Raw genomic sequence first — 22,798 nt, 5'->3', positions numbered from 1 at the left:
CGCGGCGAGCAGCGGATCGGGCCAACGGCAGACGAGAACCGTGGCCGCGATTGCGCTGTTGCGCAGCTGTTTGAGTCCGGCGTGCAAGCCGGTGTTTATCCATGCGCTCATGCTGTCAGCCCTCGGTATTTATTATTGGGGTGGGGGGCTTTCCTGGCCTGAAAACGACGCTGGCCAAGTTGGGTGAGATGCGAGTATATAAGTGCATATTTCCCATATGTATTGGCAGAAAAGCCCGATGGATATGCAAAAAAGCACAACGCAGAACCCACTGAACTGGGACGACATGCGTTTCTTCCTCGAGGTCGCCCGTGCCCGCACCGCCAGCGGTGCAGCTCGCCGCCTGGGGGTGGACTACACCACGGTGTCGCGGCGCATCCGCGCCCTGGAGCAGTGCCTGGGTGCTCTGCTGTTCGAGAAGTCGCGAACCGCAGGTTTTGTCCTGACCGTGGAGGGGCAGCGCCTGGTCAGCCATGCCGAATCCCTGGAAAGTACGCTGCTGGTAGCCTGCGAGCAGGTTTTCGGCACCACCGGGGGGCTCGCCGGGCACCTGCGCATCGGCTGTACCGAAGCCTTCGGGACCTGTTTCATCACTGCGCAGATGAGCCACTTCCTTGAGCACTACCCGCATATCTCGGCGGACATTTTGCCGGTCCCGCATTTCATCAACCTGTCACGGCGCGAGGCGGACATCGCCATCACCCTGGAACGGCCCGAGCGCGGTCCCTATGTGTGCTCGCGATTGTGCGACTACCGCCTGCGTCTGTATGCGACGCCGGAGTACCTGGCCAGTCATCCGACGATCGGCTGTCGCGAGGACCTGGCCGTTCACCCGTTCGTGACCTACGTCGAGGATCTGGCCTTCAGCTTCAAGCTGCTCTACCTGAACGACCTGATGCCCGGCGCCAACAGTCGCCTGCGCAGCACCAGCGTGGTGGCTCATTACCACGCAGCCCTGGAGGGGCGGGCGCTGGCGATCCTGCCTTGCTTCCTCGCCGGCCCCGATCCCCGCCTGTGCGAAGTGCTGCCCGGTGAAGTGGAGATCACGCGGCAGTTCTGGATGTATTACAGCGAGGACCTGCGCAAGCTGAAGCGGGTCACTCTGGTGGCCGAGTACTTGCGTGCTTGTGCGGAACTGAATCGCCCGCTGCTGATGGGCGAGTCACGTGTGATGGGCTATCTACCGTCACCCTGAGGGTGGAGTTGTGCAGCCAGAAGTAAAGCGAAGTAGTTGGTCAGATGTGTTTTCGAAATCAGAGGCTACTCACACCACCGCAGTCAGCTATGAACACTCAATCGTCATGGTTTTACTGCGTGATCACTGTCAATGTGGGGAGCGTCCGCCGGTTTCTTCTGCGGAACGATAAAACTCACTGTCGTACTGGTGAGGATTTTGTGAGTCGGGTCGGCCACTTCAAGAAGAACCTTGTGAGTGCCGGGCGGCAGTCCAACCAGGATGATCGGGTCTTCGCTGGTGTGCGCCCATGTGCCTTTCCAGTCGTCGACGGTCACGTGGAGGTGACCGAGACGTGGTGATACTTCAACAGCTGCCTTGCCAAATACCGGCATGATCCTGGCGTGTTCTGTTCGATACTGGATAATGACAACACCGCGGGCGAGTGGCTCGGCAAGCGGCGGGTAGGCAATGAGTTTTGGCGCAGTCTCGGATGCCAATGGAAGTATTGCCGGTGGGGAATCGGTGTCTGCTACCCCTTGTCCGTACACGGCTGTGCAAAAGAAGACACCCAAAGCCAGGGCCAATAGATTTCCGGGGGCGAGGGACATGGTTTTTTTCCCGCGTGATTTCATTCAAGCCTAGATCAACCCGAGTATCTCCCAGTGTTTATTTGAAACTGGAACCACTCACGTATCTCATCCGTGCCATCCAGGCATGTTGACCATGGACGACTCAGCGCTTGTAACGCAGCGCGTCCACCACTACGCCGAACGCTGACGAATGCTCACGGCGATTGGGGTAGTAAAGGTGGTAACCGGCAAAAGGCTGGCACCAGTCTTCGAGTACCCGCACAAGGCTTCCGTCGGCAAGCTCCCTGGCTACCATATCTTCTGGCAGGAACCCCAGCCCGCATCCGGCGACAGCAGCGCGCAGGATCGGCACGCTGCTGTTGAACGTCCATTGTCCTTCGACACGTGCCTTGAGTTCGTGACCGTCCTTCTCAAAATCCCATTGCATCAGGTTCCCGTGGGTGGGCAGGCGCAAATTGATGCAATTATGTGCGGCCAAATCCCTTGGCTCTTTCGGATACGGCCGCTGTTTGAAGTAGTCGGCAGACCCCACTACGGCGATGCGCAACGGGGGGCCGATCGGGACGGCGATCATGTCCTTGGCCACCTGATCGCCCAGACGCACGCCCGCGTCGTAGCGCTGCGCGACGATGTCGCAGAGGGCGTAGTCGACGGTGATTTCGACCTTGATGTCCGGGTAGTCGGGAAGCACCTTCAACAGCTTGGGCCAAAGGATGTTGTTCGCCGCATGTTCGGAGGCTGAAATCCGCACGTTGCCTGCCGGGGTATCGCGAAACTCGCTGACCGCAGCCAGTTCAAGTTCAATTTCGTCGAAGCGCGGCGCCATGGACTGATACAGCCGCTGGCCAGCCTCTGTGGGGGATACGCTGCGCGTGGTTCGGGTCAGCAGGCGAACGCCGAGCCTGGTTTCGAGAGCGCGCATGGTGTGGCTCAGCGCGGACTGCGAGACGCCCAGCTGTGCGGCGGCGCGAGTGAAGCTGCCTTCGCGGGTAATGACCACGAAGGCTTGCAGATCGTTGAGATTGGCGCGGGACATTGATGAGAGCCTCTCATGCGGAGCGCGGGATTATTCCATGTAATCAGGTTCCGCATGGATGCGCGACCCCAACGAGCCAGTCACAAGGTTCTTGCGTAGAACGGCGTCAACTTGTCGAGTGCAGCGTCCACATACTTGGGAACCCAGTAGGTTTCGATGTGCGTTGCGCCGTCGATGATGAACAACTCTTTGTCTTTCGTACCGGTGGCCTTGGGGAACGCATCCTGGGTCATGTACAGGCTGTCGGCCTTGCTACCGGCGATCATCAGCAATGGCTGATTGATCAGTTCGATCTGGTTGGTGGCGTCGAAGCGCATCAGGTCCAGCAAGCTGCTCGTGGTGTACTTGAAGGTCGAGTCTGGGTGGGCATGGGTCTTCCAGTAGTACTCATAACCCTGGCGATACAGCTCGAACGGCAGTTTGGCGATCTGCTCATCGGTGAGGTTGGCATCGCCCGAATAGAGCACTTCACCTCCGGCCGCTTCCTGGGCGCGGGCAGCGGAAGCCTGTTGCAGGCGTTGCTCGATGGTGCCCAGTTGCGAGTCGTTGTAGCCATTGCGACGCACCCGGCCAGAGTTGAACATGCTCACGGTCGCCACCGACTTGAATCGCTTGTCGGTTTGCGCGGCGGCCAACGAGTAGCCACCGCCACCGCAGATGCCGAGCAGGCCCAGACGCTTGCCGTCGACGCCAGCATACTGGGTGATGAAGTCCGCCATGCCGTGGATATCCTCGATGCGGTACGCGGGCTTGTCGATGCTGCGCGGTTGTCCGCCACTTGCGCCCTGATACGCGGCATCGGCGGTAATCGTGATGTAGCCTTGTTCAGCCAGTCGCTGGGCATACAAACCGGCGACTTGCTCTTTCACGCCGCCATTGGGGTGCGCCACCACCACCGTCGGATAAGCCTTCTTCGCATCGTAGTTGGCAGGGGTGTAGACGTTGGCAGCGATGTCCAGGCCATTGAGCTTGTAGGTGACCGGATGGATGTTGACCTTGCCGGGTTCATTCTTGGTAATTGCACCGTCGTAAGCCAGGGTGAATGGGTTCTTTTTGTAGTCGGCGGCGCCGGCTTCGCCAGCAGAAATACCGACCATGGCGGCCATCAGCGAGGCTTTCAAAATTGTGTTTCTCATAAGTGTCTCCGGAGCATTAAAAGGCGCGTTAAAAATGTGCTGAAGTCGTCAATCCAGATGCTTTTCTGTCAGAAACCCGGACACCAGGTCCGCGATCTGCACGTTGTTCAGATCCGACATGGGGAAGTGGGTATTGCCCTTGATGCCAATATCCGGCAAGTGGATCAGCCTCACGTCACCGCCGTGTTTGTTGACGGCATCGCGCCAAAGTCGGGCCATGGTGAGTCGGGCGCGCCAGCTGTCCTGAGCGGGCAGGTCGACGGCTTGCTCCGGGATGTTGTCGCCGTAGAGGATCAGGACCGGAATGCGCGTGAGCGCCATGAACTGATCCATCGGCACCGCTGCGCCTTGTACCGTGTCGAACGCGCTGGGAATCGGCGCGGGTACTTCACCCTGCGCGAAGACGAAGCTGCTGCCTGGCTCGAAAGCCACGATGGCCTTGACCTTGTTGTTCTTGATCGCCGTCAACCAACCAGGCCCGCCACCCTGAGAGTGCGTGAACAGGATGCCGGGGCCGATTTTGTCGAAGACCGCCGACACGCCATTGGAGGCCACGCCCATGTCGAACGGACCGGTATTCGGCGTCATCGCGCGGAAAAACTGATCGCGCGTTTGCGCATCCCGGGCAACCTGCACACCTTCGAAATAGTTGGGCCACAGACCTATACGGAACTGGTTGAACCAGAGCTGCTCGTCCGGGACAGGCTTGACCGTTGCTTCGACCATGCTGCGGCCGGCATCGCCACGACGCGGCTGGTCGATCAAATACACGCCGAACTGGCGCCGCAGAAAAATATTCTGGAAGCCTTCGCGGCCATCCGCGGTGGTTTCCCAGGTCTTGGAAAACTGGCCTGCGCCGTGCCACATGACGATGGGCAGTTTTCGCGCATCGACCGGGATTTGGTAGAAGGTGTAGGCATGGTCGCCGTGGTAAGTCTGGCCATCAGGGGTCATGGGTTTGCGCGGATTGAACGAGCCCGGTGCGGTGATCATCGTCCCGCCAGCGGCGAAGCTGCCTTGCTCCTGAATCATCAAGGGGGCGGCGGCATTGGCATGGTTTGCATAGGCGGCAAGCACGCTCAGCAGGGTGATGTTCAGCAGGTTTTTTCCAGTCTTCATGTTCAACCTCCCGAGGCAGCAAGTGCCTGTGTCAGGGCTGTGCCTGCACGTTTGGCGGATTGTCCATCGCCGTGCTCGGCCAGTACCTCGATGACTTGGCGCAATTGCTCCACGCTCAACCCCACCCGCAGGCTCGCCCGCATGTGCGAGCGCAACTGCGACTCCACACCCGGCGTTGCGGCCAGAGCGCCGACGGTCGCCAGCTCGCGGCTTTGCCAGTCGAGGTTGTCGCGCTCGAAGATGTCGCCGAACAGGTGGGTTTGCAGAAACCGGTTGATGACCGGGGCGAAATCGAACACCGGCCCCTTGACCGGGCCACCGGAAATTCGGGTTTGATTGGCCGTTCCTGCCGCGAGCAATGCCTCACCGGTTGCAATGGCGCGGCTGGGTTCGCGTCCAGGCGCATCCTGGATGCCGCGTTGTTGGCGCGCTTGCACCACCGTCATCAGTTCATTCAACGCATTGAGGCTGCGGGGGAAGCCGACATAGGCGTAGAGCTGCACCAGGATTTCCTTGGTCTCGCTGACCGTCAGGCCGGCATCCAGGCCTTGGTTCAAGGCAGCGTTGAGCCTGGGCATGTCACTGGTCGCCATGAACGCTGCGATCAGTGGAATGGCCTGTTGCCTGGCCGACAGCGTTTGTGCCGCAGGTTGTGTGCTGGTCATGGGTTGCGATGCCTCGGCGTTCTGAGTGGCCACACCCGACATCAAGCCAAGGCCCAGACACAGGGCTATCAGCGCGGGGAGGGGACCGGTCTTGCGATGTGCAATCGGTGTGTCAGTGGTCATCGTGAAAGCTCCATCCATTGCTCATCACTGCCTGGCAGGCGGTGCTCGAGTGAGGTTGATTTACAACAAACAGCTACAAGCCCTGCGCGGGCGATTGACCTTCGTACTGCGCATCCGAGACTTTTTCCGCCCAAGTGACAGCCTTGCCGTCCTCGGCTTCGGCGATGGCGATGTGAGTCATTCCGTTGGTGGCCGTCGCGCCATGCCAGTGACGTGTTTGCGGCGGGATCCAGACAATGTCGCCCGGACGGATTTCCTGACGTGGGCCGCCCTCTTGCTGCACGTAGCCGACTCCGGCGGTGACGATCAGCGTTTGCCCCAGCGGATGGGTATGCCAGGCCGTGCGGGCGGCGGGTTCGAAGGTCACCGTGCCACCGCCGATGCGGGCAGGGGAGTCCCCCTTGAACAGGCCATCAACCCGAACCGTGCCGGTGAAGTTTTCCGCAGCGCCCTTGACGGAGGGCTGGGAGCCGGCGTGGGTGATGCGGATCTCGTTGGAGGACTGGGCGCAGGCTTCCCCGGCCATGAGCGATAAGGCCACCAATGGGGCGATCAAGGGATTCATCAATGTTGCTCCTAAAGGCGGGTCAGCCAACTGCGAGGCAGCCGCCGTGGGTGTTGAATGGGATGATGGTTTTCCCTCTCAGGTCGTGGGCCGTCAGGAACGAGCGCACAACGGGCGGGGTGGTTTCACCCCAAATTCCCGCTTTTGATGGTCAGGCTGCACGTCAGTGGTATCGGCTGGGTGCAGGACCGCTGGGGAAACAGTAAGCGAGCTAACGGATGAGCACTAGACGGGTAAATCGGCAAGGGTTCATGAGGTTTATTCATCAATCCGGGCAAGTGCACCATGTCACTCAACATCGCCGGAGAGTGTTTGTTTAAAGGTGTTTAAGGTTACTTCATGCAAGCTACAAGACCTTGCGCCGTTGCCTACGGTTACGCCAGAATCCGCCGGCTTGTGCGCCTTGGGGGCCATCGGTAACTTGATTCGCGTCACTGCCCATCAGTGATCGGGTTTAGTCGCCTGGTGGTTTCACGAAGCGTATTTCCATTCAGACAGTCAGGTCATTGCATGCCTGCACTTCATGGTAGCTGTGCGCAGGGCGCCTTCGGGCGCGCCGGTTTCGTGTCTCCCCGGTCGACTAACCTGCGTACAGCTGCCACCCCCTTGTTTAGTCGCAAGTCGGTGATGGCTCCATTTTTTGGAGACAGAAATATGTTCAAGGTAACGCCAAACCCACCGGAGGCCGATCCGGTCTCCCCAAATGAACCCGACTCAACCAGGCTCAACGAAGCCGCCCCCGATTTTCACATCCCCTCGATTGCCGATATCAAAGCCACACCGCGCACACCCGGTACCTTGTTCACCGTGGACCCACAGGCGAGTCCCGAAACCTTGATGGTTTATCTGGTCGAAACCCTCGCGTCGGTCGATGTGATGGTCCACCAGTTGGTGGATCACCTGGACGGTGGGGCGCGCAATGCGTTGCTGGGCATTTCCAACAGCGTGATGCTGGCGGAGATCACGGCGAACCGGGTGCTGGATCAAATCGACCCGTAGGAGCGAGCTTGCTCGCGATGGGGGGTAACGATGACGCGGGAAACCAGACGGACCGTGGCGCCCTTGGGTTTTTCGCGAGCAGGCTCGCTCCTACAGGGGGCAGCATGTGATTTGGAAGTGAAAGCAATGGACCCGCCAGGGTGGCGGGTCCGAAGGGGGGATCAAAGCTTCGGCAATTGCCCGATGCGGCCCATCATTTCGGTCACGATCTGCAAGTCCAGCAGGAACTGCTCGGTGGTCTTGAACTCGTTATCGTTGTGACCGGTGTATTTGACGTCCGGCATGGCCAGGCCGAATTGCACGCCGTTGGGCAGTTCATGCACGGAGGTGGCGCCGGCGGAGGTGCCGAACTTGTGTTCCATGCCGAGGTTTTCGCTGGTCACTGCGAGCAAGGCCTTGACCCATTCACCCTCGGGGTTGCGGTACATCGGTTCGGCGATCGACAGGTCGAAGGTTGGTGCGATGCTGGTCTTCTTGCTCCAGGCGTCCAGCTTTGCGGCGATTTCGGACTTGAGCACATCCGGCGTCTTGCCCTTCGGCACGCGCAGGTTGACCGCGAGTTTGAAGGCTTTGTCATCCATCCCGACATAGGTCAGGGAGGTGGTCAGCGGGCCCATGAATTCATCGGAAAAACCGACTCCCAACTTGCCACCCAGGTAGTCCAGCCCCCAGTTATCGGCAGCGTAGCGCGCGGCGTCGGTGATCTGGTTGTGCTTGAGCGCGACCTTGCCGTCGAGACCATTGATGAAGTCGAGCATCCTGGCCACCGGGTTGACGCCGGACTCGGGCTCGGAGGAGTGGGCGGACACACCGGTGACCGTCAGTTTGACGTCCTTGCCGTCGACCTTGGCGGCGACCGCGAAGTTGCCGCCGTTGCGCTTGGCATACTCGGTGCCGGCCTTTTGCAGGCTGGCGGCCAGTTCGGCGGGCTTGTCGGTCACCAGGGTCGCAACCGATGTCGATGGAATCTGGTTGGTGGCCAGGCCGCCGGTCATCGAGGTGATCTCTGCGCCCTTGCCTTGCGCGGTGCGCTTGGCGAAGCTGGCCATGACCGTGCCGTAGCCTTTCTCGGCGATCACCACCGGGTAGCCGCCATCCAGCGCCAGGTTGTAGTTGGGTGTGGGGTTGCGTTCGAAGTAGTAGGGGATGGCGTCGCCCGTGGTCTCTTCGGTGGTATCCACCAGCAGCTTGAAGTTGCGGGCCAGCGGCAGCTTCTCCTCCTTGATGATCTTCATGGCGTAGAGCGCCACCACGATGCCGTTCTTGTCATCCTCGGTGCCGCGGCCATACATGCGATCGCCGATCAGGGTGACCTTGAACGGATCAAGGCGGGTGCCGTCCTGCAGCACCCAGTTTTCCGGCGTCACCGGCACCACATCGGCATGGGCGTGAATGCCCACGACTTCATCGCCAGTGCCTTCCAGGGAGATCTCGTAGACGCGGTTGTCGATGTTGCGAAAGTTCAGGTTGAACGCCTGGGCCAGGCCCTTGATCTTCTCGGCAATCTTGAGGAATTCGGGATTGTCGTGCTGGTCGACACCGTCCACGCGCACGGTCGGAATGGCCACCAGTTCCTTCAGGGTTTCGGTGGCCGCGCTGCCGTATTTCACCCGGGCATAGAGGCCGAGCAAACGATGGATTTCGTTTTGTTGCCCGGCGGTAAGCGTCTTGTTGTCGAGGAAGGCACGGATGGCCGGGCCGAGGTCGTCGGTCTTGGCGATATCGCTCTTGGCCAGGCTTCCCAGGAACTGCCTGAAATCCTTGACCGATGCATCACTGAAGGTCTTGAGGATGATCGCGTTCTGTTGCGGGGTGATGTTGGCGTGGGCAGCGGTGGTGAACGACGAAAGGCTGGCGAGCATGAGGGTGGTCGCAGCCAGGTGCTTGAGGGAGAAATCCATTGCTGGGGGCATTCCTTTGCAGGCGGTTCGTAGGAAGTATCTGATCGACTGATCAGAAACATCTCAAAGCTAACACCGCGAGCGTGTGAAACGGGAGACCCTGAAGTGGGATCTGTCGCACAGAAATGCAAAAGCGGCGCAGAAATGAAAAACCGCTCTATCAATGCTTACATTCCGCCATCACCACTTTGCAGGTACTTGGCGTGCCGCCGGACCGGCCGGAATAGCGTATGCAATTACTCAGGGATTTCTGGCGAGCCATGTCCAGGGTGTCGCCCCAGGCGAGGCCTCCTTCGCCGACAGTGGGGAGGGCTTTTGCATAGCAGGTCGAGCCGACGCTGGGGGCTGAATATTGAGCCGTACTGGCTTTGCCTGAACAGCCGGCTATCAGCGCCAGATCGACGGCGAGCAGGGATAGCAGGATCCATGACGAGCATTGGCGCACAGTGTGTCCCGTCATCCCGGTTCCCCTGTAGCAAGAGGCGCATTTGAGATCGTACCTGGCCGGATCAGGGCTGGGGCACTCTCTTACTTGAGCCTATCCTTGCGGCATCGATCCTGCTGCTCCTTTCGTCCGCTTTCCCAAGTTCGGTGTGTCCGGCCGTCCGAGAGCCGGGCCGAGGTCGCTACAGACCACTGAACATGCTGATGATCACGGCATTGACCAGGTCAATGAAAAAACCACACACCAGCGGCACGATCAGGAAGGCCTGGTGCGCCGCGCCGTACTTTTGCGTCACGGTCGACATGTTGACGATGGCCGTTGCCGTGGAACCGAGGGCAATCCCGCCGAACCCGGAAGCGATCACGCTGGCTTCGTAATTGCGCCCCATAAAACGGAAGACCACAAAATACGTATAGGCGACCGTCAGCAGGATTTGCAGGGTCAATGCGCAAAGAATGAACATCAACGCGCCGCTGAGTTGCCATAGCTGAAGCCCCATCAGGGCCATGGTCAAAAACATGCCCAGACAGATATCGGAGATCAGCGACAGGCCCAGACTGGCACCGCTCCAGGTTTTCAGTCGCTGGTCACCGACAAAGGCCAGAACGAGGTGGTGAATGACGATGCCGGCGAACAGGCAGCTGACAAACTTGGGCAGGGTGATGCCGGCATCGACCAGCAACAGGTTGAGTCCATAGCCGAGCATCAGGGTCAGGTTGAGCCACATCCAGGCCCAGAGCACGTCGTAGTAGTCCAGCGCCTTGCTCGGTTGTTGCTCGAGAATGCCGACTTCCAGCTCCGCATCCCTGGACGGCGTCAGTTGATAACGGCGTATCAGCTGGTTGGCGATAGGGCCGCCGATGACGCAAGCAGCAATCAGGCCGACAGTGTTGCTGGCGATGCCCAGTTCGTGGGCGTTGCTGATGCCCAGTTTTTCGACGAAGAGCGGTGCCCAGGCCAGGGTCGTGCCCACCCCACCCGTGAGGGAAATGGAGCCCACCATCAAGCCCGCCTTGGGATCAAGCCCAAAAGCCTCGGCCACGCCCATGCCCAGCGAGTTCTGCAGCAGAATGAACACAGCGGCGAGTAACAGCAGGATCAGCAGCGGGCGCCCGCCCTTGAGCAGTTGGCGCATGTCCGACTTCAAGCCGATGCCGGCAAAGAAATAGAGCAGCAGGGTGTCGCGAATTTGCAGATCGAATTCGATCTGGATATTCAGGCCAAAGTAAAGCAAGGACGTAACCGCCGCACAGACGAAGCCGCCGACGACCGATTCGGGGATACAGTATTGACGGAGAAAGGCGTTGTGCTGGACGAGGGTTTTGCCAAGGAAAAGCAGGAGGATGGCAAGGGTAAAACTCACGAGGCCGTGAACCTGGAAGAGCTGTGAAGTCATTTAAGGCCTACCTAAAACTGAAAAGTCATTATCAGGATTCGGTCATTCAATGTTTAGACCTGGATCAATGAACGGTCGAAACAGCCTTGCTCGTCCAGATGGCTTCCCAATCATCAGGTGCGTCTGTGCGCCAGGAGTGAGGACAGCCTAGCCTAAAGGGGAACCCCCATCCGGGTTGGCATAGGCCGCCATCACGCTCCCGATGACCAGTCAGACGGTGACTTCAGCGCTTGATCAGAGAAATCTTCGTTCCCTCGATACTGACCCCCGCCATTAACCCTTGCTGGTCGAAGATAAACGCGTAGGCGTCGTCTTTGAGCGTCGAGCTGGACAGGTTCTTCGCAACTCCTTCATCCACAAACACAACTGTTGGCCCTACACCGATTTCCCAGCCCTTGGTTTTGGCTACATAGTCCACGGCTTTATCGGTCATCAGGAAAACCACATAGCCGTACGACTGGGCACCGGCCTGCAGTCCCCATGAACCGCTGACGGAGTTGTAGTAGTTCTCGACTTTCGTGCCCTTCATTAAAACGCCTTCGCCATAACTGCCGCCGAATACAAGTCCCGCCTTGATGATGTTCGGGAAGACCAGCACAGCCTTGGCTTGGTGCGAGATGGTTTCGGAGAATGGATTGGTCTTGTAGAGCGTCTGCAACGCTTGTCGAGCGTCGGCATTCAGATCCTCGGCGGTGGCCGCTGCGGCATTGTTCAGGAAACCGGCCGATGCCAATGTTGCAATCGCGAGGAAGAACGACAGGAAGAACCGCATTGATTGAGTCATTTGCGTACTCCGCTGAGGGAGCAGGGGGATGAGAGCAGCGGCAAGTGCCTGCGTCATGCAGGAACCGAATCCACTGAGGTTATCCGGCGCGCCCTGAAATGTGTGAATTGCAGGCCTCGCTCGTGAATGAAGCCGGCCCGGGGGCCACTGATCATTTGCGCTGCCATCAGCTGTTATGACCGTTGCGTATCGGCCGGGTTCGCTGTCAGTTCTGCTTCTGGCCGATTGTTTCCCGTTGCCAGGGTTTATCCAGGCCAGGGTGTGGGCTGAAGTTGGGGGGGGGAGGGTTTTCCAGACCCCGAAAACGACAAAGCCCCGAATAATCAGGGCTTTGTTGAATAAGGAAGGCCAATGCATCCTTGATGGGCCTTCTTCTACTACGCCAGCGTTGGGCGCTCTTTCTGCGGTTCCGGCTCCGATGCTGGAGTTGGCAATGCGAAGCTATCGGCGAAGTTTTTCTGGGGACGCTCGCGGTGACCACCTTCGGACACCATCCGGATAACTTTCCGCGCAGGCTCTTCAATGCAGTGGTACAGGAACATCGAGAAGGCCACGATGATGGGAATCTCAAACTTCAGATCCATCATGCCAAACAGCTTGCGCTCAACAAACAGCACCATGATGTGACACATGTAGAGGCTGAAACTGATCTTCCCGAAGTACACCGACACCGGGTTGGAATAAGCCCAAATCGGTCCTGCACGGAACAGACTTGCAATCATCACGACCACGAGGAACGGGAAAACCATGTTGAAGTAATACTGGATGCTGGTTGCCCAGAGCATCAGCAGGATCAGTGGGGCCATTGCGATTGCGATGACTCTCCAGAGTTTGGAGTCCGGCAGGTCATGGCATACCTGGTATGTGCAGTACCCGGCTACGAAGTAGACGATGCACTTGATGGTCCAAGTGCCATTGGCAAGCAACTTCGGTTGCAGGTAGGGCGCATAGAGTGCCAGACCGATCAATAGGAGTGAGAACGAAATCTTTCCCCACTTTCTTGTGAAGTAGGCGATGAATGGAAAGGTCAGGTATGCCGCCCACTCGCAACTGATTGACCATGAAGGCTGATTGAATGTCAGGTCGGGAGTTATGCCCCACGCATGCACCAGAAACAGGTTCGCGTAGAAGGTGTAGGCGCTATCGACTGGGGACCACTCATAGAGTCGGTGCATCGGCAGAATGAACGCGGTTATAACCAGCATAAACAAGTGCACAGGATAGATCCGTGCAAGCCTGGCCACCCAGAACTTGATAGCCCCACTTGGACGAACTCCGTCTGCAAAGTCTTTCCCGTGGACGTAGGCCAGAATGAATCCAGACAGGATAAAAAATATATCTACTCCGAGGCCTCTCGTCTGGAAGAGAAATGCCAGGCTACCGTAGGCATTGGCGAGATCACCGTATCGAATGTGAAGCAGCAGGACCGACAAGGCAGCGAATCCCCGTAGCCCAGTCAGGTTTTGTATGTGTGCGGCGCGCATCAAGCACTCCAATGCGATTGTCTGGCAGGTCGAGCCTGTCGGGAGGGCGGCGATTAAATCACAGCTTTGATACAAAGCATACAATTGGCCATCACTTTGATTTCCGCAGATTACTGAAAATCATCATGACGTTGGAGGGTGGTGAGGTCGGGTGGTGAAAAGTGAGGAGGTGCCCGTTTCCATTGGTTCTCGTGCTGTTTCTTATCTCTTTGAAATCGCGGTGTAATTCTGCCATGAAGGACTTTCACGGTTGGCAGACCACGTGGAGTGAGAAGCCAGTGCATGCACTTTTATAAAGCGCCATGCCTAACAACGTGCACCAGTCGGAAGCGCCGCAAAGCGCTATCGCCTGCGGTAGCTCCAGCGTCGTGACAATCCCCTCAGGCTCAAAAGTCAGTGTTTCCAGATAGTTGAAGTCTCTGTGTCGCTGGCTGGCACAAAGGCTGCAAGGCTGACTTCAGGTCCACCTGGAACGCATTCGTGTGGACAGCCCCCTCGGTCAACGACGATCGATTGGCCGAACAGGTCGTGGGCAGCATCGGTGGATCAGGCATAGATGCCTGGTTTGAACACCGCAAAAGAACAGGCAAAGACGCCTGGAACCGAAAGGTTTCAGGCGTTTTTTTTTGCTTTTAAAACCGTGATTGGCTCGGGCTGGGTGCTTTCTATGAATTCCAATGTTGCCACGTTGAACAAGATGCAAACGCTGATCGTGATCGGTAATGGCATGGTCGGACATCATTGTGTCGAACAGCTGATCGAGCGGGGAGCGCTTGACCATTACCGGCTGCACGTCTTCAGTGAGGAGCCGATGCGCGCCTATGACCGTGTGCATCTTTCCGAGTACTTCTCCGGTCGTGATGCCGAGTCGCTGGCGCTGTCCGATGCGTCGCTTTACCAGACGCCCGGCGTTACGCTGCATTTGGGTGTGCCGGTATTGGAAATCGACCGCGTCCGTCGCCAGGTGGTCACCTCGCAAGGTTGCGTCTCGTATGACAAATTGGTTCTGGCCACCGGTTCTTATCCGTTCGTTCCGCCAATCGAAGGCGCCGAAGGTGAATCGCGCCTGGTCTATCGCACCCTGGAAGACCTCGATGCCATTCGGGCTGCGGCGGCCAATGCCCGGCGCGGCGTGGTGGTCGGCGGTGGCTTGCTGGGGCTGGAAGCCGCGAACGCGTTGAAGAGCCTGGGCCTTGAAGCCCACGTGGTGGAATTCGCGCCGCGCTTGATGCCGGTACAGCTGGATGACCTCGGTGGCCAGGCGCTCAAGGCGCAGATCGAACGATTGGGCGTCGGTGTACACCTGTCCCGCGCCACGCAATCGATCAGTGCGGGCGAGCAGTACCGCTATCGCATGAATTTCGCCAATGACGAGTTCCTCGAAACCGACCTGATCGTGTTTTCCGCCGGTATCCGCGCTCAAGACGCGCTGGCTCGTCGATGCGCGCTGGAGATCGGTCCGCGCGGTGGTGTGGTGATCGACGACACGTGCCTAAGTTGCGACCCGAACATCTACGCCATCGGTGAATGCGCTTCATGGAACGGCAGCCTGTTCGGCCTGGTCGCACCGGGCTACCAGATGGCGCGCAGCGTCGCGGCCCGTCTGTGCAACGAAGTCGCCGAGTCGTTCACCGGTGCTGACATGTCGACCAAGCTCAAGCTGCTGGGGGTGGATGTCGGCTCCATCGGCGACGCCCACGGCAACACCCCGGGCGCGCGCAGCTATCAATTCATCGACGAAACCAGCGCCAGCTATCGCCGCCTGGTGGTGGATGCGAGTGGCAAACACGTCCTCGGTGCAGTGCTGGTCGGTGACAACAGCTATTACGACACCCTGCTGCAATACATGCAGAACGCCATCGCCTTGCCGTCGGAACCGGCCAGCCTGATTCTGCCGTCCTCCGAAGGCGCGCCGACCCTGGGCCCGGGTGCGCTGCCCGAGTCGGCCACGGTGTGCTCATGTCATAACGTCACCAAGGGCTCCATTTGTTCGGCCATCGACGGCGGCTGTACGGACCTGGGCCACCTCAAGTCGCAGACCAAGGCTTGCACCGGCTGCGGCGGTTGCGCCGGCCTGCTCAAGCAAGTGTTCGAGCATGAGCTGATTGCCCGCGGCGTCAGTGTCGACAAGAGCCTGTGCGAACACTTCGCCTATACCCGTCAGGAGCTTTATGCGCTGGTACGGGTAGAGGGAGTGATCACCTTCGAAGAACTGTTGGCCAAACATGGCCGTGGCCACACCGGTTGCGACGTCTGCAAACCGGCGGTGGGCTCGATCCTCGCCTCGTGCTGGAACCAGCCGATCATGGACACGTCGCTGGTGCCGTTGCAGGACACCAACGACACCTTCATGGCCAACATGCAGAAAAACGGTACGTACTCGGTGGTGCCGCGTATTCCCGGCGGCGAGATCACCGCCGACAAGCTGATAGCGATTGGCGTGGTGGCGAAGAAATACGACCTCTACACCAAAATCACCGGCGGGCAGCGCATCGATCTGTTCGGCGCTCAGTTGCATCAGTTGCCGGACATCTGGGCCGAGCTGATTGAAGCGGGTTTTGAGACCGGGCACGCCTATGGCAAATCGACCCGGACGGTGAAGTCCTGTGTCGGCAGTACCTGGTGCCGTTATGGCGTACAGGACAGCGTACAAATGGCCCTGACCATCGAAGACCGCTACAAGGGCCTGCGCTCGCCGCACAAGCTCAAGTTCGCCGTCTCCGGATGCACCCGTGAATGTGCCGAGGCGCAGAGCAAGGACGTGGGCGTAATCGCCACCGAGAAAGGCTGGAACCTCTACGTGGCCGGTAACGGCGGCATGCGTCCGCGCCACGCCGAGCTGTTTGCCACCGACCTCGATGACGCGACCCTGATTCGTTACATCGACCGCTTCCTGATGTTCTACATCCGCACCGCCGACAAGTTGCAGCGTACCTCGGTCTGGCGCGAGAGCCTGGAAGGCGGCCTCGACTACCTCAAGGACGTGATCATCAACGACAGCCTCGGGCTGGGTGAGGAGCTCGAGTCGCAGATGCAGCTGGTGGTCAACCGCTACGAGTGCGAATGGGCCAATGCCCTTAAAGACCCGGAAAAGCTCAAGCGCTTCCGCACCTTCGTCAACGATCAACGCCCGGACCCGGACATCCATTTTGTCCAGGAACGCGGTCAGCGCCGGCCGATCATGGCCGCTGAACTCCACCTTATCCCTGTCATTGAGGAGATTGTCTGATGAGCCAGTCCGATACCCAGCGAGCCTATTCCAGTTCCTCCCTGGTCCATCCCGATGTCTGGCAAGCGGTGTGCAGCCAGGATGATCTGGTGAGTAACTCCGGCGTCGTCGTCTGGCTGGACGGTGCACAAGTGGCGCTGTTCTACCTGCCGGCTGCCGAAGGCAAGACCCTCTATGCCATCGATAATCATGACCCGCAATCCGGGGCGAATGTCATCGGTCGCGGGCTGATCGGCAGCATCAAGGGCGATCTGGTAATTGCCTCGCCACTCTACAAACAGCATTTCCGCCTTGAGGACGGCAGTTGTCTGGAGTACCCGCAGCAGCGCTTGCGGGTCTGGCCTGTGCGCCTCAACGGAGGCCAGGTGGAGGTCGCGGTGGCCTGACCACATGGATTTCGACGCGGTCTGAACGCTCACTCAATTAATGATTCATGCCTGGCTCCGGCGGAGTCGATGATCAATGACAAACAGTATCGGAGGCTCGTATGAAAACAGCCGCACAACTGCTCAAGCTCAAGGCCGTGCAGAACCGACGGGTGCATAGCATCGCGCCAGACCAGACGGTGCTTGAAGCGTTGAAGATGATGGCCGAAAAAAATGTCGGTGCGTTACCTGTCATGGAGCAGGGGCAGGTGGTCGGCGTTATCAGCGAACGCGACTATGCGCGCAAGGTCGTTCTGCAGGGGCGCTCTTCGGTCGGTACGCCGGTCCGGGCCATCATGAGCGCGCCCGTGGTGACAGCAGACAGTCAGCAGAGTATTGAGCGTTGCATGGCGGTCATGACCGACAGTCACCTGCGCCATCTACCGGTGGTGGAGGGCGACCAACTGATTGGCCTGTTGTCGATTGGTGATCTGGTTAAAGAAGCCATCGTCGAGCAGGCCGAACTGATCCGGCAACTGGAACACTATATTCGCGGACATTAAAGCGACCGGGGCAGGGTGAATCGAAGGCTTGTGAGTACATGCTGTTTTCAGATGTGCCGGGGGTCGGGCGGGAATTAATCAGGGAGCATATGACATGGCCAGGTTGAGCACGGCACAACGTATCGTCATCGGCTTTGCAATTGCGCCGTTGGTACTGACAGGTTTGGTGTTGTATGCGTTGCACGATCTGGCAACGCTAAAGGAACAGGCCATGCTGATCGTCAAACGGGACTGGCCGAAAATCGATCCGATCATGGTCATTGCCACAGGTGTACGGGACAACGCCAGGAACACCCGGGACTTGCTGATCGACAAGGACAATCAGCAAGTGCAAGAGGCCATCGATGCCACCAAAAAGCGTATCAGCCTGGCACTGAAAACCCTCGAGCCGCTGTTCGATCTGCCGGAAGGCAAGACCGCCTATGCTGCCCTGAAAAAGAATCGCGAGGCTTACGTCGACGCATTCACCCAGGTGCAGGTGTTGATCCGGCAAGGCGCTTTTGATGCCGCGATGGCGCAGTTGAAACAGCACGTCGTTCCCGCCGAACAGCAGGTTTATAAAAGCCTGGACGCCTTGATGGCGCTGCAGGGGCAGATCTTCGCCGATCGTGAAAGATCGGCGCAGGCCCTGTACGAAGAAGCGTATCTGAACATGTTGGGGCTGCTTGTATTCTGCCTGGCCTCGGTCATCGCCGCGGCGGTCATCGTGACGCGCAGTGTCACCCGGCCCTTGGGTGGCGAGCCCGATGATGCCGCGCGGGTCTTGAGTCAAATCGCGCAGGGCGACCTGACGATTCAAGTGCCGGTGAATGCAAATGCCGACGGTAGCGTGATGATGAACATGCACCAGATGCAGCAAAGCTTGAACGCGATGGTCAAGCACATCGCCGTGTCGGTCGATCAGGTGGCCAGTTCGTCCGAAGAGCTGAGCACGGTCAGCAGTCAGACCAGCAGCAGTTTGCAACTTCAGGGCCTGGAGATCGAACAGGCTGCGGCGGCGGTCAATCAGATGACGGCGGCCGTCGACGAGGTCGCACGCAATGCCGTCAGCACCAGCGAGGCGTCCCGGGTTTGCGAGCAAACGGCACAACGCGGCCGTGAGCAAGTTCAGGAAACGGTGGCCTCGATAGGTGCGCTGGCGGACGGCATGATGGATACCTCCGAACGTGTTCAGCAATTGGCCGGACGTGTGCAAGACATTAGTGCGGTGCTGGACGTGATTCGCAGCATTGCCGAGCAAACCAATTTGCTGGCCCTCAACGCAGCGATTGAAGCGGCTCGTGCCGGTGATGCCGGGCGTGGTTTTGCGGTAGTCGCCGATGAGGTGCGGGCGCTGGCTCATCGCACTCATGTGTCGACCCAGGAAGTCGAGCAGATGATTGGCAATATTCGGCTCGATACCGGGCACGCGGTGACCGCAATGCAAAGCAGCGGTCACCTGGTGCAGACGACCCTGGAAGTCGCGCAACGCTCCGGCGAGGCACTGGAGGAGATCACCCGGTCGATTTCGCAGATCAATGAACGCAACCTGCTGATCGCCAGTGCCACGGAGGAGCAGGCCCTGGTGGCGCGTGAGGTGGACCGCAACCTGGTGGGCATTCGTGACTTGTCCGAGCAGATCGTACTGGGTGCCCGACATACCCACGCAGCCGGTCAGGAGCTGGCGCAGATGGCTGGAGCGCTGCACCAGACGGTGGCGCGCTTTAAAATCTAGGCAGATTCGTTTTGCTTGTAGCAAGAGGGCCTCAAGGAGGCCCTCATCGCTAAAGCCAGGTTGTACTCAGTTCGCTTTTATCGGCACCGTCACGGTTTTGCCGAAGGCCGATTTGATGGTCGCCGTCGGGCTAGGCGAGGGGCCACTGCCGGCGGTGGTCACCGCTATGTTCCAGCGCGCGCCTGTCGGTGTCTGCGTCAGGACGGCGGCGCCAAGGTTCACCGTACCGGTCGTGGTCGTGGCCGTTGCCGTGATGGTATTGCCCGTGCCACGGGAGGTGGTGCCGGACAGGACCCAATACCAGCGGCTGTTGCTGCGGGCGGTGACGGTCGCGCTGGTGACGATCAGGTTCTCGTTGATCGCTGCCGAGACCGCCACGGACACCATCGCCGGTTCCGACTCCGCGTTCCTGGCATCGCTGGCGCTATAGGAAAAGGTCGCGGTGAACGGCGCGGGGACCGTGGCCGGTGGTGTATAGGTCACACGCAGGCCATCGGTGCTGACCACGCCCTTGCCGGAGTCCGGTTGCTCCAGACCTACCACTTTAAGTGGCACGTTACCGTCAGGGTCGCTGTCGTTGGCCAGCACGTTGATGATCACCGGTTGGCCGGTGTTACTGATGGCGCTGTCGGGGTTGGCAATCGGTTTTTGGTTATCGCCGTCCTCTTCACGTCTATCGCCAGTGCGGAAGGTCGGCAGCGCGGCGGAATTGACGTAGGTGACGCCGTCCCAGCCGGGCAGGGGGGTTGGCATCAACTGGAACTGGCCGGGGTGCTCGACATCCCAGCGCAGCAGCATGGAGGTGTCCTCGTGCTGGGTGTTGTGGCAATGCTCCAGGTAGGTCCCGGCAAACTCGCGGAAGCGGATCGCAATGTCCACGTCCTGCGAGCTGTCGATGCCTTCGCCGATGTTATAGACGTCTTTGCGTGCCCATTTTTCCCATTCCGGCGGCGCCTTGCCGTCACGGTTGAGGACGATGCCTTCTTCGAAATGCACGTGCACCGGGTGGCTCCAGCCGTTGCCGCCGTTCCTGATTTTCCACACTTCCAGGGTGCCGTCGCCGGAGAACCCGGCAGGGGTCGGGCCGGTGGCCAGTTGCGGAGCGGCGCTGATGATTCGAGGGTCCATCTGGAAGCCGAAACCGCCGTCGGTCTTGATGGTCCAGGGTTCTTCGTCGGTGCCGTCGGAGCGGCCGAAGATGAACTCGCGATGCCGCGCCGCGTTGAGCTTGGCCTGCACCGCCGGGTCGTCACGGTTGAGGGGCAGCGTGATCATGCTTTTACCCACCGGCTTGCCCGGCTTGGCGGGTTCGAAGTCGGCGGGGTTCATGCTCACGTCCTGGCCGGCATAAGGCTGGACCACCATCTGCATGAACTTGCCCACCACCGGATCGCCGGCGTCCCACTCCAGCCCTTTGCTGCCCAGCTTGAGCACCGCCTTGTACCTGCCGGACAGGACATCGGCCAGACTCAGCGGTAATGCCTCCGGCCCCTTGCCGTCGTGGTGCTCCATCAGGTTGACGAAGTACAGCTTGTCGCCGGTCCTGATCCCGTGTTTCGAGAAATTGATGATGATGTCGAAACGTTCGGCGATGCCCATGCTGGGCAGGATGGCGTTGTGGTCCTGCACATCGCCGTCGGCGTCCAGGTCCATGCTGCCGTCGAATGGCACGGCGTGTTCCATTATGTTGCCGTCGTTGGCGATCAAGTGGAACGGCACGCGGGTATAGGACAGGCCGGAACCTGTCGGGCCGGGGAATTCGCCACCGGTGCCGACGATTTCACGCACCAGCGCGATCCTGAAGAAGCGCGACACCGAGCCGTTGAGGATGCGGAAACGATAGCTGCGCGCCCGCACGTTCAGGCGCGGTTGGTACTGCCAGTTGACCAGGATCTGGTCGCCGAGAAAACCATCGGTGTTGAACGGGTTGAACCACAGCTGGCCATTGGTATCCCAGGCCTTGTCGGCCACCGTCAGGTTCACATCGTAGTCGCGGTTGCCCCAGGGCAATGCCGAACCGCTGGGCAGGCGCAGGTTGACGCCGTCTACAAACGCTTCGTTACCGCGATCCAGGGCGCTGTAGTAGTTCATCATCGTCGCGTTGCCCTTGTAGACGTTCTGCGCGGTGAAATCGAGCATGTGGTCATGGAACCAGTGGGTGCTCATGGTTTCGCGCCAGTCGCCACGGATCTTGATGCTGCCGTTGTTGCAAGTCTTGAGGCCCGGCGTGGCATCGTTGACGAACAGGGTTTCACCCGGCGCGCAGGGGAACGCCGCGCGCGGATCCTGAGCGCTGGTGTTGATGCTGTCGTAACCGGCCAGCTGGATCGGCCAGCGATAGTCGTAGTACTGCCCCGGAAAGAAAAACGCATTGGCAAAGCCATCGCTTTCGGCCGGGGAGTGGCCATTGTGTTCGTGGGTGCTGAGGGTGTGCAGGCCGAACCCCATGTTGGCCGACGGATCGATCGGCAGGGCGTTGTAGTGGCGCATCAGCACGGGTTGGCCGTACCGCACCATCAGCAGTTTTGGTGGAAAGGTGCCGTCGAAAGTCCAGAGCGCCTTGTGGTTCTGAATCGGCATGTTGGGGTGAAAGCGGGTGTCGATGCCTTTGGTGGTGCCCGCGATGATCGGGTTGTCCGAGGTCTGGTTGTAGAGCCCGCCCGGCCCGAACTCACCGACGGCGTAGTTGTGCAACTGGCGGCGGTCGCGCATGCCGCCGTTGAGCTTGGCGCCGGCTTGAGCGGTCTTGAAGGCGACCTGTGGGTAGAACTCGTTCCAGCGCTGGTGCGACCAGCCTTTTCCTGGCGGACGACCTTCGGCCGGCGAGCCGACCGGATGGCGGTTGAGGAAGGCTTCGATCTGCGCTTTCCACGGGTTGCGGTCCAGCACGTTGGAAAACTGCGACGGAAACGGGTACAGCCCCGGCTGGCGCATGAAGGCTTCCAGCGCCGCGGCCGAAGGGCCGCTGCGGGCGATGTTGTTCGGGTCCTGCGTGGGCGCCGGGCCGACGATCGGAACCGGGAAGGTCAGGGGCGGTGCCGGCAGTGTCGGGTCGAGTTTTTCCGTGCCGAATTCTTCGAACAGCAGCAGTTGCTGAGTGTACGGTTGGGCCCCGAACAACGGGCTGGGCTTGCCGTTGGTGGGGATTTTGAAGGAAGTTTGCAAGTTTGGCGGCAGCACGTTGTCGACCGTTGGCGTGGTGCGAGTGCCGAACACGCCGTTGGGCAGGGCGTAGGCGCCCTTGTTGGCGGGTGGCATGGCCTCTATGGCATCCAGCGCAGCCTTGGGGTCGGCCGGCGGATTGGTAAACGCCGAGGGGTCCGTCGGTGGTGGCGGGCCGAAATCATCCAGCGGCGCGGCTTCTGCCGTGGCCAAGGTAAGGAACATCGCACAATGCAGGCTTGATTTGCGCAGCAAGCCGAAAGAGTCGCAAGATGGAGTAGTGCGTTTCATTTTTCACCCCACGCGTGATGCCCCGTCGTCTCCAAATCCGGGGCGACAGCTGTT

Annotated in this window: 18 protein-coding genes and 1 pseudogene; 6 read left to right on the top strand and 13 right to left on the bottom strand. The window is 59.6% G+C overall.

Going from position 1 to position 22,798, the window contains the following annotated elements; translation table 11 throughout:
• Positions 1 to 217 precede the first annotated feature (217 nt).
• Positions 218 to 1,195: a LysR family transcriptional regulator gene (locus tag KW840_RS21020; RefSeq protein WP_090456025.1), complete on the top strand. Its 978-nt coding sequence runs from the start codon at positions 218 to 220 to the stop codon at positions 1,193 to 1,195.
• 104 nt (positions 1,196 to 1,299) lie between these two features.
• On the opposite strand, the gene KW840_RS21015 is transcribed toward KW840_RS21020, so the two are convergent.
• The 7 genes and pseudogenes from KW840_RS21015 to KW840_RS28650 all read right to left on the bottom strand — a co-directional run.
• A complete protein-coding gene (locus KW840_RS21015) occupies positions 1,300 to 1,785 on the bottom strand; it encodes a DUF6130 family protein (RefSeq protein ID WP_218497524.1) in 486 nt (161 codons plus the stop codon).
• Between the two features lie 124 nt (positions 1,786 to 1,909).
• On the bottom strand, positions 1,910 to 2,803 hold the full coding sequence (locus tag KW840_RS21010; RefSeq protein WP_218497522.1) for a LysR family transcriptional regulator: 894 nt from the start codon (positions 2,801 to 2,803) through the stop codon (positions 1,910 to 1,912).
• Between the two features lie 80 nt (positions 2,804 to 2,883).
• Entirely contained in the window at positions 2,884 to 3,939 is a 1,056-nt protein-coding gene (locus KW840_RS21005) for an alpha/beta hydrolase (RefSeq protein WP_218497520.1), read from the bottom strand.
• Between the two features lie 48 nt (positions 3,940 to 3,987).
• Positions 3,988 to 5,058: an alpha/beta fold hydrolase gene (locus KW840_RS21000; protein ID WP_218497519.1), complete on the bottom strand. Its 1,071-nt coding sequence runs from the start codon at positions 5,056 to 5,058 to the stop codon at positions 3,988 to 3,990.
• A gap of 2 nt (positions 5,059 to 5,060) precedes the next feature.
• Positions 5,061 to 5,846 carry a carboxymuconolactone decarboxylase family protein gene (locus KW840_RS20995; RefSeq protein ID WP_218497518.1) on the bottom strand — a complete coding sequence of 262 codons (786 nt, stop codon included), beginning with the start codon at positions 5,844 to 5,846 and terminating at the stop codon, positions 5,061 to 5,063.
• A gap of 73 nt (positions 5,847 to 5,919) precedes the next feature.
• Positions 5,920 to 6,411 (bottom strand): cupin domain-containing protein, encoded by a 492-nt coding sequence (locus KW840_RS20990; RefSeq protein ID WP_218497517.1) that lies wholly within the window; start codon positions 6,409 to 6,411, stop codon positions 5,920 to 5,922.
• Between the two features lie 40 nt (positions 6,412 to 6,451).
• Positions 6,452 to 6,547 (bottom strand): annotated as a pseudogene (locus KW840_RS28650) (flavodoxin); the annotation flags it as partial.
• Positions 6,548 to 7,065: 518 nt separating this feature from the next.
• Between KW840_RS28650 and KW840_RS20985 the strand changes: the two are divergent.
• On the top strand, positions 7,066 to 7,410 hold the full coding sequence (locus KW840_RS20985; RefSeq protein ID WP_218497516.1) for a DUF6124 family protein: 345 nt from the start codon (positions 7,066 to 7,068) through the stop codon (positions 7,408 to 7,410).
• A gap of 161 nt (positions 7,411 to 7,571) precedes the next feature.
• Here the strand turns inward: KW840_RS20985 and KW840_RS20980 are convergent, their stop codons facing one another.
• From KW840_RS20980 to KW840_RS20960, 5 genes are all read right to left on the bottom strand, one after another.
• Positions 7,572 to 9,311 carry a dipeptidase gene (locus KW840_RS20980; protein WP_218497515.1) on the bottom strand — a complete coding sequence of 580 codons (1,740 nt, stop codon included), beginning with the start codon at positions 9,309 to 9,311 and terminating at the stop codon, positions 7,572 to 7,574.
• Positions 9,312 to 9,471: 160 nt separating this feature from the next.
• On the bottom strand, positions 9,472 to 9,771 hold the full coding sequence (locus tag KW840_RS20975) for a hypothetical protein (RefSeq protein ID WP_090456009.1): 300 nt from the start codon (positions 9,769 to 9,771) through the stop codon (positions 9,472 to 9,474).
• 166 nt (positions 9,772 to 9,937) lie between these two features.
• Positions 9,938 to 11,152 (bottom strand): sodium/glutamate symporter, encoded by a 1,215-nt coding sequence (gene gltS, locus KW840_RS20970; protein WP_150813964.1) that lies wholly within the window; start codon positions 11,150 to 11,152, stop codon positions 9,938 to 9,940.
• A gap of 223 nt (positions 11,153 to 11,375) precedes the next feature.
• Positions 11,376 to 11,936, bottom strand: coding sequence for a YSC84-related protein (locus KW840_RS20965; RefSeq protein ID WP_150723586.1), 561 nt, complete (start codon positions 11,934 to 11,936; stop codon positions 11,376 to 11,378).
• Between the two features lie 377 nt (positions 11,937 to 12,313).
• Entirely contained in the window at positions 12,314 to 13,420 is a 1,107-nt protein-coding gene (locus KW840_RS20960) for an acyltransferase (protein ID WP_218497514.1), read from the bottom strand.
• Between the two features lie 667 nt (positions 13,421 to 14,087).
• Between KW840_RS20960 and nirB the strand changes: the two genes are divergently transcribed.
• From nirB to KW840_RS20940, 4 genes are all read left to right on the top strand, one after another.
• The gene (gene nirB / locus KW840_RS20955; protein WP_218497512.1) at positions 14,088 to 16,649 is read left to right on the top strand and encodes a nitrite reductase large subunit NirB; all 2,562 of its coding nucleotides are present in this window, start codon (positions 14,088 to 14,090) and stop codon (positions 16,647 to 16,649) included.
• Positions 16,649 to 17,035, top strand: a complete 387-nt coding sequence (gene nirD, locus KW840_RS20950) for a nitrite reductase small subunit NirD (RefSeq protein ID WP_218497510.1) — start codon at positions 16,649 to 16,651, stop codon at positions 17,033 to 17,035. Before nirB ends, nirD begins: the two co-directional genes overlap by 1 nt.
• Before the next feature lie 101 nt (positions 17,036 to 17,136).
• The gene (locus KW840_RS20945; protein WP_218497508.1) at positions 17,137 to 17,577 is read left to right on the top strand and encodes a CBS domain-containing protein; all 441 of its coding nucleotides are present in this window, start codon (positions 17,137 to 17,139) and stop codon (positions 17,575 to 17,577) included.
• 94 nt (positions 17,578 to 17,671) lie between these two features.
• Complete coding sequence (locus KW840_RS20940; RefSeq protein WP_218497506.1) at positions 17,672 to 19,291, top strand: methyl-accepting chemotaxis protein; 1,620 nt, start codon at positions 17,672 to 17,674, stop codon at positions 19,289 to 19,291.
• A gap of 66 nt (positions 19,292 to 19,357) precedes the next feature.
• Here KW840_RS20940 and KW840_RS20935 read toward each other — a convergent pair whose 3' ends face one another.
• The gene (locus tag KW840_RS20935; protein ID WP_218497504.1) at positions 19,358 to 22,744 is read right to left on the bottom strand and encodes an Ig-like domain-containing protein; all 3,387 of its coding nucleotides are present in this window, start codon (positions 22,742 to 22,744) and stop codon (positions 19,358 to 19,360) included.
• Between the last annotated feature and the right edge of the window lie 54 nt (positions 22,745 to 22,798).

The organism is Pseudomonas sp. PDM30 (assembly GCF_019218985.1).
In the GTDB taxonomy this organism is placed as follows: domain Bacteria; phylum Pseudomonadota; class Gammaproteobacteria; order Pseudomonadales; family Pseudomonadaceae; genus Aquipseudomonas; species Aquipseudomonas jessenii.
Note: the sequence above shows the minus strand (reverse complement) of the source record. Positions and strands in the feature narration are given on the sequence as shown.

What these genes read in the sequence shown, in the direction of transcription:
- KW840_RS21020 (WP_090456025.1), top strand. Translation starts at nt 218, where the DNA reads ATGTATTGGCAGAAAAGCCCGATGGATATGCAAAAAAGCACAACGCAG.
- KW840_RS21015 (WP_218497524.1), bottom strand. Translation starts at nt 1,785, where the DNA reads ATGTCCCTCGCCCCCGGAAATCTATTGGCCCTGGCTTTGGGTGTCTTC.
- KW840_RS21010 (WP_218497522.1), bottom strand. Translation starts at nt 2,803, where the DNA reads ATGTCCCGCGCCAATCTCAACGATCTGCAAGCCTTCGTGGTCATTACC.
- KW840_RS21005 (WP_218497520.1), bottom strand. Translation starts at nt 3,939, where the DNA reads ATGAGAAACACAATTTTGAAAGCCTCGCTGATGGCCGCCATGGTCGGT.
- KW840_RS21000 (WP_218497519.1), bottom strand. Translation starts at nt 5,058, where the DNA reads ATGAAGACTGGAAAAAACCTGCTGAACATCACCCTGCTGAGCGTGCTT.
- KW840_RS20995 (WP_218497518.1), bottom strand. Translation starts at nt 5,846, where the DNA reads ATGACCACTGACACACCGATTGCACATCGCAAGACCGGTCCCCTCCCC.
- KW840_RS20990 (WP_218497517.1), bottom strand. Translation starts at nt 6,411, where the DNA reads ATGAATCCCTTGATCGCCCCATTGGTGGCCTTATCGCTCATGGCCGGG.
- KW840_RS20985 (WP_218497516.1), top strand. Translation starts at nt 7,066, where the DNA reads ATGTTCAAGGTAACGCCAAACCCACCGGAGGCCGATCCGGTCTCCCCA.
- KW840_RS20980 (WP_218497515.1), bottom strand. Translation starts at nt 9,311, where the DNA reads ATGGATTTCTCCCTCAAGCACCTGGCTGCGACCACCCTCATGCTCGCC.
- KW840_RS20975 (WP_090456009.1), bottom strand. Translation starts at nt 9,771, where the DNA reads ATGACGGGACACACTGTGCGCCAATGCTCGTCATGGATCCTGCTATCC.
- gltS (WP_150813964.1), bottom strand. Translation starts at nt 11,152, where the DNA reads ATGACTTCACAGCTCTTCCAGGTTCACGGCCTCGTGAGTTTTACCCTT.
- KW840_RS20965 (WP_150723586.1), bottom strand. Translation starts at nt 11,936, where the DNA reads ATGACTCAATCAATGCGGTTCTTCCTGTCGTTCTTCCTCGCGATTGCA.
- KW840_RS20960 (WP_218497514.1), bottom strand. Translation starts at nt 13,420, where the DNA reads ATGCGCGCCGCACACATACAAAACCTGACTGGGCTACGGGGATTCGCT.
- nirB (WP_218497512.1), top strand. Translation starts at nt 14,088, where the DNA reads ATGAATTCCAATGTTGCCACGTTGAACAAGATGCAAACGCTGATCGTG.
- nirD (WP_218497510.1), top strand. Translation starts at nt 16,649, where the DNA reads ATGAGCCAGTCCGATACCCAGCGAGCCTATTCCAGTTCCTCCCTGGTC.
- KW840_RS20945 (WP_218497508.1), top strand. Translation starts at nt 17,137, where the DNA reads ATGAAAACAGCCGCACAACTGCTCAAGCTCAAGGCCGTGCAGAACCGA.
- KW840_RS20940 (WP_218497506.1), top strand. Translation starts at nt 17,672, where the DNA reads ATGGCCAGGTTGAGCACGGCACAACGTATCGTCATCGGCTTTGCAATT.
- KW840_RS20935 (WP_218497504.1), bottom strand. Translation starts at nt 22,744, where the DNA reads ATGAAACGCACTACTCCATCTTGCGACTCTTTCGGCTTGCTGCGCAAA.